The organism is Pseudomonas abietaniphila, assembly GCF_039697315.1.
GTDB classification, from domain to species: Bacteria; Pseudomonadota; Gammaproteobacteria; order Pseudomonadales; family Pseudomonadaceae; genus Aquipseudomonas; species Aquipseudomonas abietaniphila_B.
This window is the reverse complement of the sequence record NZ_CP155619.1, coordinates 2,642,060-2,658,014: the sequence shown is the minus strand read 5'-3', so window position 1 is coordinate 2,658,014 and position 15,955 is coordinate 2,642,060. Positions and strand designations below refer to the sequence as shown.

13 protein-coding genes are annotated in these 15,955 nt (G+C 59.9%); 6 read left to right on the top strand and 7 right to left on the bottom strand.

Annotated features, from left to right (window positions below; genetic code table 11):
• Positions 1 to 77: 77 nt before the first annotated feature.
• From ABDX87_RS11795 to ABDX87_RS11770, 6 genes are all read right to left on the bottom strand, one after another.
• The gene (locus tag ABDX87_RS11795) at positions 78 to 1,550 is read right to left on the bottom strand and encodes an aldehyde dehydrogenase family protein (RefSeq protein WP_346832989.1); all 1,473 of its coding nucleotides are present in this window, start codon (positions 1,548 to 1,550) and stop codon (positions 78 to 80) included.
• Positions 1,543 to 2,361, bottom strand: coding sequence for an ABC transporter permease (locus ABDX87_RS11790; protein WP_346832988.1), 819 nt, complete (start codon positions 2,359 to 2,361; stop codon positions 1,543 to 1,545). The genes ABDX87_RS11795 and ABDX87_RS11790 overlap by 8 nt, the downstream gene beginning before the upstream one ends.
• Before the next feature lies 1 nt (position 2,362).
• The gene (locus ABDX87_RS11785; protein WP_346832987.1) at positions 2,363 to 3,292 is read right to left on the bottom strand and encodes an ABC transporter permease; all 930 of its coding nucleotides are present in this window, start codon (positions 3,290 to 3,292) and stop codon (positions 2,363 to 2,365) included.
• Positions 3,293 to 3,322: 30 nt separating this feature from the next.
• Positions 3,323 to 4,474, bottom strand: a complete 1,152-nt coding sequence (locus ABDX87_RS11780; RefSeq protein WP_346832986.1) for an ABC transporter substrate-binding protein — start codon at positions 4,472 to 4,474, stop codon at positions 3,323 to 3,325.
• A gap of 63 nt (positions 4,475 to 4,537) precedes the next feature.
• Positions 4,538 to 5,674 carry an ABC transporter ATP-binding protein gene (locus tag ABDX87_RS11775; RefSeq protein ID WP_346833496.1) on the bottom strand — a complete coding sequence of 379 codons (1,137 nt, stop codon included), beginning with the start codon at positions 5,672 to 5,674 and terminating at the stop codon, positions 4,538 to 4,540.
• A 295-nt stretch (positions 5,675 to 5,969) separates the two neighbouring features.
• Positions 5,970 to 6,779: a helix-turn-helix transcriptional regulator gene (locus tag ABDX87_RS11770; RefSeq protein WP_346832985.1), complete on the bottom strand. Its 810-nt coding sequence runs from the start codon at positions 6,777 to 6,779 to the stop codon at positions 5,970 to 5,972.
• A 320-nt stretch (positions 6,780 to 7,099) separates the two neighbouring features.
• Between ABDX87_RS11770 and ABDX87_RS11765 the strand changes: the two genes are divergently transcribed.
• The 4 genes from ABDX87_RS11765 to ABDX87_RS11750 all read left to right on the top strand — a co-directional run bounded on the left by ABDX87_RS11765 (position 7,100) and on the right by ABDX87_RS11750 (position 13,148).
• Positions 7,100 to 7,396, top strand: a complete 297-nt coding sequence (locus ABDX87_RS11765) for a pyrroloquinoline quinone biosynthesis protein PqqE (RefSeq protein ID WP_074752257.1) — start codon at positions 7,100 to 7,102, stop codon at positions 7,394 to 7,396.
• Positions 7,397 to 7,763: 367 nt separating this feature from the next.
• A complete protein-coding gene (locus ABDX87_RS11760; RefSeq protein WP_346832984.1) occupies positions 7,764 to 9,569 on the top strand; it encodes a phenylacyl-CoA dehydrogenase in 1,806 nt (601 codons plus the stop codon).
• Positions 9,570 to 9,850: 281 nt separating this feature from the next.
• Positions 9,851 to 11,146 (top strand): GGDEF domain-containing protein, encoded by a 1,296-nt coding sequence (locus tag ABDX87_RS11755; RefSeq protein WP_346832983.1) that lies wholly within the window; start codon positions 9,851 to 9,853, stop codon positions 11,144 to 11,146.
• A gap of 223 nt (positions 11,147 to 11,369) precedes the next feature.
• Entirely contained in the window at positions 11,370 to 13,148 is a 1,779-nt protein-coding gene (locus ABDX87_RS11750) for an acyl-CoA dehydrogenase C-terminal domain-containing protein (protein ID WP_346832982.1), read from the top strand.
• 247 nt (positions 13,149 to 13,395) lie between these two features.
• On the opposite strand, the gene ABDX87_RS11745 is transcribed toward ABDX87_RS11750, so the two are convergent.
• Positions 13,396 to 14,304, bottom strand: a complete 909-nt coding sequence (locus tag ABDX87_RS11745; protein WP_346832981.1) for a LysR family transcriptional regulator — start codon at positions 14,302 to 14,304, stop codon at positions 13,396 to 13,398.
• A 102-nt stretch (positions 14,305 to 14,406) separates the two neighbouring features.
• Between ABDX87_RS11745 and ABDX87_RS11740 the strand changes: the two genes are divergently transcribed.
• Positions 14,407 to 15,105, top strand: a complete 699-nt coding sequence (locus ABDX87_RS11740) for an MOSC domain-containing protein (RefSeq protein WP_346832980.1) — start codon at positions 14,407 to 14,409, stop codon at positions 15,103 to 15,105.
• On the top strand, positions 15,102 to 15,803 hold the full coding sequence (locus ABDX87_RS11735; protein ID WP_346832979.1) for an aminotransferase class III-fold pyridoxal phosphate-dependent enzyme: 702 nt from the start codon (positions 15,102 to 15,104) through the stop codon (positions 15,801 to 15,803). The genes ABDX87_RS11740 and ABDX87_RS11735 overlap by 4 nt, the downstream gene beginning before the upstream one ends.
• The last annotated feature ends 152 nt before the right edge of the window (positions 15,804 to 15,955 follow it).

Genomic DNA, 15,955 nt, shown 5'->3' with positions numbered 1-15,955 from the left:
CTCTGCGTCAATCAAGCAGCAGACGCGGAGCGTCCAGGGCGGCATTACCACGCAGAGCGTGGGAGCCATCAGACAAGTCATTTGATATACCAACCCCATGGCGTATCGCTGACGTACTCGGTCACTTGCTTGACCTCCAGATAATTGTCCAGCCCCCATTGACCCAGCTCGCGTCCGATCCCGCTGTGCTTCATGCCGCCCCAAGGCGCTTCAACGAAAGTGGGTTGCGAGCAGTTGACCCAGATGATTCCTGCGCGCAGTTGGTTGGCCACCCGTGTCGCACGTTGTGGATCGGCACTCATCACGGCGGCGGCGAGCCCGAAGCGGCTGGCGTTGGCCATCTGCACCGCTTGCGCCTCATCCTTGAAGCGTTTGACACACAACACCGGGCCGAAGATTTCTTCACGCCAGACGATGCTGTTGTGCGCTGGTTCGTCAAAGATCGCAGGCTCCATGAAATAACCGTGTGACCGGTGCGACGGACGTTTCCCGCCCGTCAGCAGCTTTGCGCCGCTGGCGACGCCCTGATCGACGAAACCCAACACCTTTTCGTATTGACCTCGACTGACCAGCGGCCCCAGTAATACGTTCGGCTCAAGCCCTTGGCCGATGGTGATCTTGCGGGTCTCCTCGACCAGGCGCTCGATCAGTCGCCCCGCAATGTTGTCCTGCACCAGCAACCGCGACGTCGCGCTGCAGACCTGGCCCTGATTCCAGAAAATCCCGAACAGAATCCACTCTACCGCTGCCTCGACGTCGGCATCGTCGAACACGATGAACGCCGATTTGCCGCCCAGCTCCAGGCTGATGTTCTTGATGTCACTGGCGGCCGCCGACATGATTTTCGAGCCGGTCGGGACACTGCCGGTGAAGGCCAGCTTGTCGACCCCGGGATGCAGCGTCAGCGGGCTGCCCGCATCGGCGCCCAAGCCGGTCACGATGTTCAGCACACCCGCTGGAAGGCCAATTCGATCTGCCGCGCCGGCCAGTTCCAGCGCGGTCAACGGCGTCAGCTCCGAAGGCTTCAGGACCACCGTCGCACCGGCCGCCAGCGCGGGCGCGACCTTCCACGCCGCCATCAGCAGCGGGTAGTTCCAGGGAATGATCTGCCCCGCAACACCGATGGGCTCCAGCCGGGTGCGGCAACGGAAACGCTCATCGGGCAGGGCCAGAGGCTGATCCTGACGGCCGTCGAGTTCACGTGCCAGGCCTGCGTAATAGCGGAAGCAGGCGATTGCATCGCCGATGTCCCACTGGGCTTCAGGCAGGGGCTTGCCGTTGTCGTGCACTTCCAGCGTCGCCAGTTCGTCTTGCGAGCCCTGAAGTTCATCAGCCAGGGCTTCCAGCCAGACGGCACGTTGCGCCCCGGTGGTGTGTCCCCAGTCACTGTCGAAGGCTCGGCGCGCCGCGCGCACGGCGTGATCGATGTCTTCTTCCGTGCCCGCCGCAACCCGTTGCAGGACCTGCTCCGTCGCCGGATCGATGACGTCCAGGTAGCCGCCCAGATCCGGGCTGACCCACTCGCCGTTGATGTACAACTGATCACGCATGTGAGGCTCCTGTGCGGCGATTTTGCAGGTAACGGGAGGTGAACAGCAGGGCCAGCGAGGCGCAGATGATCACGGTCGAGACGGCGTTGATCTCGGGTGTCACTCCGCGCCGGATGGACGAAAAGATGTAGATAGGCAACGTGGTTTCAGGGCCGGCGACGAAGAAGGCGATGATGAAGTCGTCGAAGCTGAAAGTGAACGCCAACAGAAAGCCCGCCATGATCGCGGGGGTGATCTGCGGCAGTGTCACGCGCCAGAAGGTTTCGAGCGGCGGCGCGTACAAGTCGGCAGATGCTTCTTGCAGCGCTTTATCCAGAGAGTCGACGCGGCTGCGCACGATCACCATGACCAATGCCATGGTGAACAGCGAGTGCGCGGCGACCACGGTGAAGAAACCCATGTTGAGCTTTGGAAAGCTGGGGATCAGTTGGGCGAGTAGCGGGTTGATCAGGTCGAACACGCTGATGAAGGCGATCAGCGTCGAGATGCCAATCACGATGCCGGGGATGATGATCGCGCAGTAGGTCAGGGCGTCGAATACCAGGCGAACCTTGGCGCCGGCGCGTTGCAGGCCGAAGACCGCCAGCGTGCCGAACAGGGTGGCAAGTACCGCCGAACAACCGGCGATCAAGGCGCTGTTGCCCAACGCTTCCATGATGAACGGGTTACTGAACGCGCGACCGAACCACTGCACCGAGCAGCATTCGAAGGCCAGTCCGCTGCGTCCGGCGTTGAAGCTGAACAGCATGATCAAGGCAATCGGCAGGTAGAGAAACAGGTACAGCGAAGTGGAGTAGGTCCGCAGCCACATCTTAGAGCGCTCCTTCGCCAGGCTTGCCACCGAATCGGGCGACCAGCTTCAGATAGACGCCGATGATCACCAGCATGATCGCCACCAGAGTCATGGCCAGCGCACTGCCAAACGGCCAGTTGCGCGATTGCAGGAACAGGTCCACCAGCGCGTTGCCGACGAAGAACACCTTGCCGCCGCCGAGCACGGCGGGGATCAGGAACTCGCCCATCAACAGAATGAACACCAGCATCACTCCGGTGATGATCCCCGGTGCCGACAATGGCAGGGTAACCCGGCGAAAACTCTCGAAGGCGCTGGCGCCCAGATCGGCCGAGGCTTCCAGCAGACGTTTGTCGAGCTTTTCCAGGCTGACGTAGATCGGAAACACCATCAGCGGCAGGTAGCCATAGACGATGCCGATCAGCACGGCGTATGGCGTGTTGATCAGGCGCACGTCGTCCAGGCCGACGCTCGCCAGCAGGGCCGGAATGCCCTTGCCACTGAGGATGAAGATCCACGCGTAGGTACGAATCAGAAAGCTGGTCCAGAACGGTACGATCACCAGGGTCAGTAACAGCGAACGATTCTTGCCGGCCCTGACCGCGAGAAAATAGGCCAGCGGATACGCCGCCAGCAGACACACCAGCGTTCCCAGCGGCGCCAGTACCAGCGTGTTGCCGAACGCCGCTGCGCGGGAGCCGAGGTTGAGGTAGTTGGCCAGTGTCAGGCCGCCGGCGTAACCGCCGACGGCGCTGCGTTCGCCAAAACTGAAGACCAGAATGATTACCAGCGGCATCACCAGAAGCAGCAGGAACCACAAGGTCGACGGCAGGAGCATCAGCAGCGTGATGCGTCGCCCCAGGCTGCGCCGCTTGTTTTGCGCGCGCTGACTGTCCGCGTCCACGCTCGCCTCGGCGTGCCGGGTGGCAGGGTTGATGACGGCATCCATGTGCGGTTCCTTATTGCTCATAGCCAGGGATCAAGCGGATTTGAAACGGGCCATCAGTTCGGCGCGCAGTGGACTGGTCAGGGTCGCGGCGGCGCCGAATTCCAGCGGGCTCAACTGCTCGGCGGCCGGGTACATGATCGGATCGTTGAGCATGGCCGCCGGCAGCAACGCATCGACGCGCTTGTCGCCGCTTGGGTAGCCGTGGCTTAGCACTTCCAGCTTGTTGTGTTGTGGATCGAGCAGGTAATTGATAAACGCGTAGGCGGCGTCCTTGTGCTCGGTGCTTTTGGGGATGGCGAAGAAATCGCTCCACAGTTCGCCGCCTTCCTTGCCCAGCGCGTAGACCATCGACGGAATGTCGCGGTGCAGCTGCGAGGCGTCGCCGGTCCAGGACATGGCCATAATCGCGTCGCCGCTGCGCATTGAAGGCTGGATGTCCGAGTTGATGGCGAACAGGTGCGGCTTGACCTCGATCAGCAGCTTCTCGGCATCGGCCAGCTCTTTGGGGTCCAGCGAGTTGAAGCTGTAGCCGAAGGATTTCAGCGCGTTGCCGATGGCGGTCAATTGATAGTCGTGAACCATGGTGCGGCCGTCGGCCTGATCCTTGGCGATCGCCCAGAATTCTTTCCACGATGTCGGCTTTGCCTTGAGCTTGGCGCTGTCGTAGGCCATGCCGGTGGTGCCCCAGTTCTTAGGCACGGCATAGACCTTGCCGTCGACCGTGCCTTGGGCCATGAATTTTTCCTGGAACGCTGACGGTTCGAAATTGGGAATGCGAGCCAGGTCCAGGGGTTCGATTAGCCCCAGTTTGACGTAGGTGCTGATGGTGTAGTTGGTCGGCACCAGTACGTCCCAGCCGCTGCCACCGGCCTGCAGCTTGGCGAGCATTTCTTCATTGGAGCCGAACACGCTCATCGACACCCGGGCGCCGGTGGTTTTGGCAAAGTTATCGAGGTTTTCCTGGCTGTGGTAATTGGGCCAGGTCGCCAGACCGAGACGATCGCCGATGCTCTTCTCGGCGCCCAGCGCGCTGGCGGTGGAACTGCCCGCGAGCAAGCCCGGCATGTTGGTGGCAACCACCGCAGCGGCAATGCCAAGACCTGTGCGCCCCAGGAAGTCACGGCGCGTGATCGAGCCGTTCTGCCAACTGCGCATCGTCTTGATAAAGGTCTTCTGGTCCATGGCATTCTCCCCGTCTGATAAGTGATTCAATCGTTAGCGTGGCGTTGCTCATTACTTGAGTCGCTACAAGGCCATGGCCAGGCCGCTGGCGTTGTTCCAGCCCACCTGAACGGCGGCGCCGTGCTCAAAACCCGACGGGTCAACCGTGCCCTGACCGCCCGAGCCTTGCTGGCGCGGGACGCGCACGCAGACGATGCCGAACGGCTGGGTGCGCACGCGGTATTCAGTGATGTTGCCAAGGTAGATTCGGTCTTCGACGGAGCCGTCCAGGGTCACGTCCCGACCTTGCAAACCACCTTTTGCGGCGATGTCGATCAGCTCCGGGCGCACGGCGATGCAACCTTCGGTGTTGGCGCTCAACGTGGTGCCGTTTGGCGTCAACGGGCTGCTCAACTCAATGCCGTGTTCAGTGCGCAGCACGGCCGAATTGCCCTGTACTTGGCGCACTGTGCCGTTGAACAGGTTGGATTCGCCAATGAAGTCGGCGACATAGCGCGTGGCCGGTGCTTCGTAGAGTTGTTCGGGAGATGCGGTCTGAATGATCGATCCGCTGTGCATGACGCTGATGCTGTCGCTCATCGACAGCGCTTCTTCCTGATCGTGAGTGACCAGCACGAACGTGATGCCGACTTCGCGCTGCAAGCGCAGCAATTCGGATTGCATTTCCTTGCGCAGCTTGCGGTCCAGTGCGGCCAGCGGCTCATCGAGCAGCAGCACGGTGGGTTTGTTCACCAGTGCCCGGGCAAGTGCCACACGCTGTTGCTGACCGCCGGATAATTCGCTCGGCTTGCGATGCCCGAGCCCGGACAGCCGAACCATCTCCAGCGCTTCGTCTGCGCGCCGTTGCTGTTCTTTCTTGTCGGGGCGAGGCGTGAGGTAGCGCAGGCCGTAGGCGATGTTTTGCGAGACGGTCATGTGGGGAAACAGCGCGTAGTGCTGGAAAACCATGTTCACCGGACGCTGGTAAGCCGGCACGCCGGCGACGTTCTTGCCCGCCAGCCGCACTTCGCCCAGGGTCGGCTGATCGAAGCCTGCAATCATGCGCAGCGTGGTGGTCTTGCCGCAGCCCGAGCCGCCGAGGAAGGAGTGAAAGGTGCCGCGCTTGACCTGAAAGCTCAGGTTGTTCACGGCCTTGAGGTTCCCGTAGTGCTTCTCTACGTTGCAGAACTCGATATCGTTTTCGTGGCGACTGTCGCTCATCATGGGCTCTCGCATTCCGTGCAGGGTTCGCTGCAATGGAGGCCAAACTAGCAATCGCGGTTTTGCGCTGTATATATCCCTTGGGGGATAGAGGTCGTTTCTGGATCCTCCATCGGTAATCCACGTCACGCTGGTTCTTTTGGTGGATAACGTAGCAGGCATTAAGCGCGCAACCTGTAGAAGCAATCCGAGGTTACGAGGGTCGCGAAGAGGCCGGACATCCAACACTCTTCTGCAGGCAGAACGTCCGCATTCGCCACCGTCGTAACCTCCGGCAGCTCCCACCGAGGATCCCTCAGGCGGAAACGGCGACGTCCGGTCCGGTCAGCTCGCGGATGAACAGCCCCAGAAGCTCGGCCTGACTGCCGATGCCGAGCTTGGCGTAGATGTTCTTGCGATGAATTTTCACGGTGCCCGGACTGATTGAAAGCTGCTCCGCGACGGACGCGCTGGAATGACCGCGCAGCAACAGACGAACGATTTCCTGCTCGCGTCCGGTGAGAATGTGATCGCCGAAATGATCGAAAGCGGCGTGTACCTTGAAGTCCAGATCCTGTGTCGAGCGCGGCTGTTGCTCGCGATGCTGACGCCAGGCTTCGGTAATGACCTGTTCGACGATGGCCTGCGCGCACTCGATCAACTGCAGTTCATCGCGGCTGAACGCACAGCTGGCCGTCGCGCGCATCAACGACAACACCGCCATGGCGTCACCGCCCAGGTCGATGAAGAACGCGACTTCCTCGGCCAGGCCCGTTTGCTGGTAGTACGCCAGATAGTATTCGCTGAGGTAGAAGTGGTCGGGCGCGAACTGCCGCAACCGCCAGAGCCCGGGCGGTTGTTTGCGCGTACAAGCGAGATAAAACGGATCGAGCAAGTAAGGCCCGACTTGATAGTCGTCGACGTAGATCTTGCGTTTGTCGGGCGGGAAGGTGTCGAACAGCGCTAACGGACGGTGGTTGCCTTCATAAACGAACAGGACGAAATGGTCGACGGGCGCAATCTGTTTGAGCCACTGACTCAATCCGCCCAGACGCGCTGCACCGCCCGGAAGGTCGAGAAGATGGGCGATTCCGGTGGTCCAGTGTTTCAGTTCCTTTGGGCGCATGGCGGCGTTCGACAGCTGATCCGTGAGAGAAGGGCAGTTCAGCACAGGATGCAGGATGTGCGCCACTGCACAGTTCAAGGGTTTGACTGCGGCGCACAAGGGCCGGACCGGTTAAGGTGATGCCTCGGATTGTTTCGCGTTGCACCCATTTCTGGCAGCGCATGTTACCGGTTGCCACGTCTGTGAGGCGCAAACGGTTGTTCGCAGGCTGAGGTCGTCTCTATTAGCAGGCCCAGTGCCATTATTGTTTTTGTCGGGTGTTTTCATCCGTCGTCTGTTTCAATACTGACTGTTCGCTTTATGAACAGAGGACCGTGGTCATGCAAATTTCACTGAACAACACGCTGTATCCAGGCCTGAGTGCTATCCAGGTCGGGCAGAACCGTGTCGATCAGGCCGCCACCCAGCTGGCCAGCCCTGCGACGGAAGTATCCGGACGCACCCAGTCCTCCGATTTCCAGCTTGAGCGTTTGCGTGCGGTCGATCGTCCCCCGGCCTCCGACATGGCGACCAATATCGTCGAACTGACCCAAGGCAAGATCCAGGTTCAGGCGGGCGTCAAAGTCGAAAAAGCCAGCGACGAAATGCTCGGCACGCTGATCGACACCTACGCCTGACATTTGCTTGATGCTTTCTCCCACGTGCGCTTCGGCGCACGTCGTCGTTGTACGCCCTCCTTCTGAATAACGCCTTATCAGCCGTCCGAATCACCGCCTTCTGAAGGCCGTTCGCAACGCCTCCTCAACTAGACTCAACGTATTCGGCTCAGTCGCCGACACGACTGCGGGCCTGTTCCTGCCTGATGTTCAACGTGCCGACGATGAAAGGTGCGTGACGCACCCTTGACAAGGATTAGGCGTAAACGTATGTTTCAAACACCTGTTTGACCGCCGAACAAAACAATAGACTTCGGCGGAGGGGCCAGTCCCCGCAGTGACCGAACGGTCATCCAATTCCAGGATTCATCAGCAGAGGTTTATCGCTATGCCTGACTACAAGGCCCCCTTGCGTGATATTCGCTTCGTTCGTGACGAACTGCTTGGTTACGAAGCGCACTATCAGAGTCTGCCAGCATGCCAGGACGCCACGCCTGACATGGTTGACGCCATTCTCGAGGAAGGCGCCAAGTTTTGTGAGCAGGTACTGGCACCGCTGAATCGTGTGGGTGACACCGAAGGCTGCACTTGGAGCGAGACCGGCGTTAAAACGCCGACCGGCTTCAAAGAGGCTTACAAACAGTTCGTCGAAGGCGGCTGGCCGAGTCTGGCCCATGACGTTGCGCACGGCGGTCAAGGCCTGCCTGAATCGCTGGGCCTGGCGGTCAGCGAAATGGTCGGTGAAGCCAACTGGTCGTGGGGCATGTACCCAGGCTTGTCTCATGGCGCGATGAACACCATCTCCGAGCACGGCACCCCTGAGCAGCAAGAGGCTTACCTGACCAAACTCGTGTCGGGCGAGTGGACCGGCACCATGTGCCTGACCGAACCTCACTGCGGTACCGACCTGGGCATGCTGCGCACCAAGGCCGAGCCTCAGGCTGACGGTTCCTATAAAGTCTCTGGCACCAAGATTTTCATTTCCGCTGGCGAACACGACATGGCCGATAACATCGTCCACATCGTGCTGGCCCGCCTGCCCGACGCGCCTGCTGGCACCAAAGGCATTTCGCTGTTCATCGTTCCGAAGTTCCTGCCAGCCGCTGACGGCAGCATTGGCGAGCGCAATGCGGTGAACTGCGGCTCGCTGGAACACAAGATGGGCATCCACGGTAACGCCACCTGCGTGATGAACTTCGACGGCGCCACCGGTTTCCTGATCGGCCCGGCGAACAAAGGCCTGAACTGCATGTTCACCTTTATGAACACCGCGCGTCTGGGCACTGCATTGCAAGGTCTGGCTCACGCCGAGATCGGCTTCCAGGGTGGTCTGAAATACGCCCGTGAGCGTCTGCAAATGCGTTCGCTGACCGGCCCGAAAGCGCCTGAAAAAGCCGCTGACCCGATCATCGTCCACCCTGACGTACGTCGCATGCTGCTGACCATGAAGGCTTTCGCCGAAGGCACGCGTGCAATGGTTTACTTCACGGCCAAACAGGTCGACATCGTCAAATACAGCGACGACGCCGAAGCCAAGAAGCAAGCCGACGGCCTGCTGGCGTTCATGACCCCGATTGCCAAGGCGTTCATGACCGAAGTCGGTTTCGAGTCGGCCAACCACGGCGTTCAAATCTATGGCGGCCATGGCTTCATCGCCGAGTGGGGCATGGAGCAGAACGTCCGCGACAGCCGTATTTCGATGCTGTACGAAGGCACCACCGGCGTTCAGGCGCTCGACCTGCTGGGTCGTAAAGTACTAATGACGCAAGGCGAAGCGCTGAAGGGCTTCACCAAGATCGTTCACAAGTTCTGCCAGTCGCAGGAAGGCAATGAAGCCGTCAACGAATTCGTGACGCCGCTGGCTGCGCTGAACAAAGAGTGGGGCGAGTTGACCATGAAGGTCGGCATGGCCGCCATGAAAGACCGCGAAGAAGTCGGTGCCGCTTCGGTGGATTACCTGATGTTCTCCGGTTACGTCTGCCTGGCGTACTTCTGGGCTGACATGGCGCGTGTGGCGGCCGAAAAACTGGCGGCCGGCACCACGGAAGAAGCGTTCTACACCGCGAAGCTGCAGACCGCTCGTTTCTACTTCCAGCGCATCCTGCCGCGCACCCGCACTCACGTTGCGGCCATGCTGTCGGGCGCCAACAACCTGATGGACATGAACGAAGAGCACTTCGGCCTGGCTTACTGAGTCAGCCGCAGGGTTTTACCTCAAAGCCGCTTGCCCTTCGGGGTAAGCGGCTTTTTTGTGCGCAACGCAAACCTTGTAGGAGCGCGCTTGCCCGCGATCAGGTCGGTACCTCCAATGCAATGGTGGTGGATGTGCCATTCATTCGCGGGTAAGCGCGCTCCTACAGGTTTGAGGTGACGCAAAAAACAGTGATCTATCTCACAAATTCTCCTCATCAAATCTATGATCTGGCCGATACAGGCACAATGCCATTTGATTTGTACAAGTAGGAGACATTCCTCTTGCTGCGCCCTTCCGCTGCACGTCTCAGCCATTTTTTACCGTCCCTGGCGTTGTTGATCGCCGGACTTGCGGCTGCGTACGTCAAGGACCTCAACGTCTTCTTCACTTCACTCTTCAACGTGCTGCCCACGTTGGTGCTGTTGCTCGGCGGTGCGTATTGCGGCGTTTATAAACGCCAGCGCGAACTGTTTCTGATGATCACCGTGTACACCGCATATTTCCTGCTCGACACACAAACCGATTACTACCGGGACAACGGCAAGGTCCGCGACGACGCTGCCGTGGTGTTCCACCTGTGTTGTCTGCTGTTGCCGGTGATGTACGCGCTGTATGCCGCATGGGAAGAACGCACGCACCTGTTTCAGGATCTCGTTGCCCGTCTGGCCGTTTTCGTGGCGGTGGGCAGCGTGGCGCTCGGGCTTGAGCAAAGTTTCCCCGAAGCGTTGCTGGCCTGGCTCGCCGACATCCGCTGGCCCTCGTTGCACGGCGAGTGGATGAGCCTGATCCAGTTGTCTTACGCGACGTTCCTGATCGGTTTCGCAGTGCTCATCACGCAGTACATCCGCAAACCCCGTCCGCTGCATGCGGCGCAACTGGTCGGTTTGCTCGGATTGTTCTGGGCGCTGCCCAAAACTTTCATCCTGCCCTTCACGCTGAACATCATGTGCAGCCAGGTCATGTTGATGATTGCCTCGGCGGTCGCGCACGAGGCCTATCAGATGGCCTTCCGCGACGAGCTGACCGGTTTGCCCGGACGACGCGCACTCAACGAGCGGATGCAGCGCCTCGGCCGCAACTACGTGTTGGCCATGAGCGACGTTGACCACTTCAAGAAATTCAACGACACCCACGGTCACGACGTCGGCGATCAGGTGCTGCGTCTGGTTGCCAGCAAGTTGTCGAAGATCACCAACGGTGGCGGTCGCGCCTATCGCTACGGCGGTGAGGAGTTTGCGATCGTCTTCGCGGGCAAGACGCTGGAAGAGTGCATGCCGCACCTGGAAGTGATCCGCGAAACCATCGCCAACTACGCGATTCACCTGCGCAACCCGGACAGTCGGCCGCAGGATGATCAGCAAGGTCGCCAGCGCCGGGCGGGCTCGCAAGCTTCGACGGTGTCGGTCACGGTCAGCATCGGCGTCGCTGAGCGCCAGCCGGAACATCGCAATCCGGAAGAAGTGCTCAAGGCGGCGGATCAGGCGCTCTATGCGGCCAAAGGTGCGGGCCGGAATTGCGTGGTATCGCACGGTCAGACGAACAAGCGCGGTGCCGTCAGAATGGCTGCCGCCAGCTGATCCAAATGCCTTCTTCTGTGTAATCAAAGGCTTTCACGGCTCGGTGAAGGCCTATGAATGCCCACTGTTCGCAAGTGACCAAAAATAGATAAATGGTCACTCCTTGACCCTATGTGTCGCAAATGGTGTTCATGTACACTCGATTCCACTGACACATCGACGCCGCTGCCTGACGGCGGCGTCCCTTTTTCCGGGTTATCTGCTGCTGTTTGCGAGGTTTGCCATGGCTGACTACAAAGCGCCTTTGCGCGATATGCGCTTCGTCCTGAATGAAGTGTTCGAAGTCTCCAGGCTCTGGGCCACGTTGCCCGAGCTGTCCGAGGCGGTGGATGTAGAAACCGTCGAGGCCATTCTCGAAGAGGCGGGCAAGGTCACCGGCAAATCCGTTGCGCCGCTGAGCCGTGCAGCCGACGAAGAAGGCTGCCACTGGAAAGACACCGCCGTGACCACGCCGGCGGGTTTCGTCCAGGCTTACAAAACCTATGCCGAAGGCGGCTGGGTTGGCGTTGGCGGTAACCCTGAGTTTGGCGGCATGGGCATGCCGAAGGCGGTCTCGGCCCAAGTCGAAGAAATGGTCAACTCGTCGAGCCTCGCATTCGGGCTGTATCCGATGCTTACCTCTGGCGCGTGTGTGTCGATCAACAACCACGCCAGTGAGGACTTGAAGGCCACTTACCTGCCAAACATGTATGCCGGTATCTGGGCCGGCTCCATGTGTTTGACCGAGGCGCACGCCGGCACCGATCTGGGGATCATGCGCACAAAGGCCGAGCCTCAGGCCGACGGTTCCTACAAAATCAGCGGCACCAAGATTTTCATCACCGGCGGCGAGCACGACCTGACCGAAAACATCATTCATCTGGTGCTGGCCAAGCTGCCGGACGCGCCCGCAGGTCCGAAAGGCATTTCTTTGTTCTTGGTGCCCAAATTCCTGGTCAACGATGACGGCAGTCTGGGAGCGCGTAATACGGTTTCCTGCGGTTCGATCGAACATAAAATGGGCATTCAGGCGTCGGCGACCTGCGTCATGAACTTCGATCAAGCCGAGGGCTATCTGGTCGGTGAGCCAAACAAAGGCCTGGCGGCGATGTTCACGATGATGAACTACGAGCGTCTGGGCGTTGGCATCCAGGGCCTGGCATCGGGTGAGCGCTCTTACCAGAACGCCATCGAATACGCCCGCGATCGCCTGCAAAGCCGTGCACCAACCGGCGCTCAGTCCAAAGACACCGTCGCCGACCCGATCATCGTTCATCCTGATGTGCGTCGCATGCTGCTGACCATGAAGGCCTTGAACGAAGGCGGTCGTGCGTTCTCCACCTACGTCGCCATGCAACTGGACACCGCCAAGTACAGCGAAGATGCCGCCGTGCGCGAGCGCGCCGATGCGCTGGTCGCGTTGCTGACGCCGGTCGCCAAGGCCTTCCTGACGGACATGGGCCTCAATACCACCGTGCATGGCCAGCAGGTGTTCGGCGGCCACGGTTACATTCGTGAGTGGGGCCAGGAGCAACTGGTGCGCGACGTGCGCATCACCCAGATCTACGAAGGCACCAACGGTATTCAGGCGCTCGACCTGATGGGGCGTAAAGTCGTCGGCAGTGGTGGCGCTTACTACAAGCTGTTCTCCGACGAGATCCGCGCATTCATCGCGTCTTCCGACAGTACGCTGAGTGAATTCACCAAGCCGTTGGCCGCTGCGCTGACGACCCTTGATGAGCTGACTGAATGGGTCCTCGATCGCGCGCGGACCAACCCGAACGAAATCGGTGCGGCCTCCGTCGAATACCTGCATGCGTTCGGCTACACGGCTTACGCCTACATGTGGGCGATGTCGGCCAGGGCAGCGCTCGGTAAAGAAGCTCAGGAAGATTTCTACGCCAGCAAGCTGGGCACTGCGCGCTTCTACTTCGCGCGTTTGTTGCCGAGAATTCATTCGCTGGCAGCCTCGGTAAAAGCGGGCAGTGAATCGCTGTACCTGCTGGACGCTTCGCAGTTTTGATGATGTATCCGTCGTGTAAGCATTTGCTTACACGACGTGATGACAAACTGGCTCTATCGCTCTAATGGATCCAAGATTAATCTACACACATGGACGTCGCGCAGGATGCGCAAACAGACAACATGGACACGTAGGGACTACCTGCCAGGATGGCGGGAAGAAAGGGAAGTCACAGGGAAACAGTCTGGAAAACCTCGCCTCGGCGGGGTTTTCTTTTATCTGCGTGTTGAAAATCCTTCCGTCTCCCTCACAACCCTTCGCGCGCGGACGGTTTGGGATTGACCACTTCTTCCAGCACCGACTTCAGCAGCTCCAGCGTCGTTTGCTGTCGTTGTGCATCTCGATACACAAGTCCGATCTGCAACGGCACCCTCGGTTCGCTCAGCGGTTTCCACAACAATTCTTCGTTCTCTTGAATGTCCTGCGCGCGGCCCGGCAGTACGGTGGCAAGTTTCATGTGCGACAAGCTGTCGAGAATGCCCGCCATGTTGTTCAGTTCAGCCTGGACGTGCGGGCGACGGCCCAGATTGCTCAATTGGCTTTGCCAGATCTGCCGCACCTGAAACTCTTCGCCCAAGAGCAGCATGGGCAGTTCGGCCGCCTGGCTCATCGAGACTTTCTTGAATTCGCGCAACGGATGATTTGCCGGAATGACCAGCTTCAGTTCGTCTTCGTACAGCAGCATGCCGTGTAGCCCCGGCTGGCGGGGCGGCAGGTAGCTGATGCCTATGTCCAGCGAGCCGTTAAGCAGGCGGCGCTCGATTTCCATCGCGCTCAGTTCGTAGATCTGCACCACCAGGTGCGGCTGCTCCTTGCGCACGTGTTCAAGCATCTGTGGGACGAGGCTGGAGTGCACGGTTTGCATGACGCCGATGGCCAGCGTCCGTTGCGACTGACCCTTGAAGTTGCGCAATGCATCGCGAGCGCGCTGCATCCCTTCGAGCAGCGGGACGGCGTGGTTGTACAGCGTGTGCGCAGCGAGGGTTGGCAGGAGGCGTTTACTGCTGCGTTCGAACAGGCTGACGTCGAGGCTGTGCTCCAGCAGACGAATCTGTTGCGAAAGCGCTGGTTGCGATAACGACAGACGCTCGGCGGCGCGGCCGACATGACCTTCTTCGTAGACCGCGACGAAATAACGCAGTTGGCGGAAATCCATAAGTAAGTCTTATCGAAATGGCTGGAAAATCGAAATGGTCGTTTCGATGCGCGAGGCATAGTCTACCCCCAACTCACGAGGGTTACGGGGCCATAACGCGCAATGAACAGTGTCCAGGTCGAAGGTGTTTACATAGGTAAAGCGAAAAATCTGGGTCATGGATTGATCAGCGATATCGACAAGCACCGATTGGACCGACGTTTATGGCTTTGGCCGCAGGGCCTCGGCACCGACGAGCACGGTGACCCGCGCTTTCATACCGGTCCGGAACGCGCTCTGCATCACTACCCCTCCGAACACTACGAATACTGGCGCAAGCATTACCCGCACATTGACTGGCGCGCACCGGCGTTCGGCGAAAATCTCTCCTCTCACGGTCTGACCGAAGAACATGCTTGCCTGGGCGACATGTTTCGTTGGGGCGGCGCGTTGCTGCAGATCAGTCAGCCGCGCTCGCCGTGCTATCGCCTGAGCCACAGTTGGGGGATTCAGGACCTGCCGCAACACGCGCAGGACACCGGGCGCTGCGGCTGGTTTTACCGGGTGCTGAAACCTGGCTTCGTCAGCCCGGATGATCCCTTCGAACTGATCCAGCGCAGCTATCCGGGTCTGACGGTCGCCTGGGCATTGCGCAGTTTTTATCAGGAGCCGCTGGAGCATGCAGGCCTGAAAAAACTGGTCGACTGCCCGGCGCTGTCTTCTCGCTGGCGGGACATCGCCCTCAAACGCCTGCGCACCGGCCGCGTTGAGGACTGGAGCGATCGTCTGCTGGGCCTGCCACTGGAAGGGTTGCGCGCATGAATCTGTTCAAACTGTTGCGCAGCGCCGACGCGGAACGAGCCGTTCCGGTTGATTCTCCGGCGTTGCTGTCGCCCCTTCAGCGACTGCGCCAACGCACCGGCAGCGATCAGGCGGGACTGTTCGCCGATGAAGAAGGTGCTTTCGGCGGGGCAATGACGCTTGCACGCAAGTGGGGCGAACGTCATCGTCGTGGCCAGTGCGGTGTCGTCGTCGCCAGCGGTGGTCGTTTTGATCCACTGATCGAGTCAATGGCGACTGGCTTCAGCCACGTTCCTTTCAACGATCTGGCTGCGATGGCCGCGGCAGTGGATTCCACCACCGTTGCGGTCGTGCTGGAGCCGATTCAAGGTGAAAGTGTCGTTACGCCTGCGTCGCAGGCGTATGTGCAGGGCGTGGCGAAGCTCTGCCGCGAGCTGAACATTTTGCTGGTTTTCAATGAAGCGCGCGGCACCGTCGGGCAGCAGGGCGGCTTGCTCTGCGAAGACATGTACGGTGTGCGCGCCGATATCGTTGTGCTGGGCGACCACTCCAATCGCAGCCCCCGCAGCGCGGCATTACTGGCCCGCGGTCATGCCTGCACTGCCGTCATCGACGAACTGTCGGGCTGGGTGGAGGAACCCACCTCCGTCGGACCTTCGCGTCCCGTCCAGCGCGCCAAACCGCAACGACAGGCGCTGTCGAGCGCACTCATGGCGTAACACTTCTCTGTAATCCGCATACCGTCTTGCGTTTTGTACGCTTCGCCCTGCACCGGTTTTCTGGGTGCGGGGCGTTTTTTTATTCGCGTTGATGGCGTGTTGCTATGCGTGGCGGAACCCTTGCAAACGCAAAAGGTCGATTAGCTGTGTGG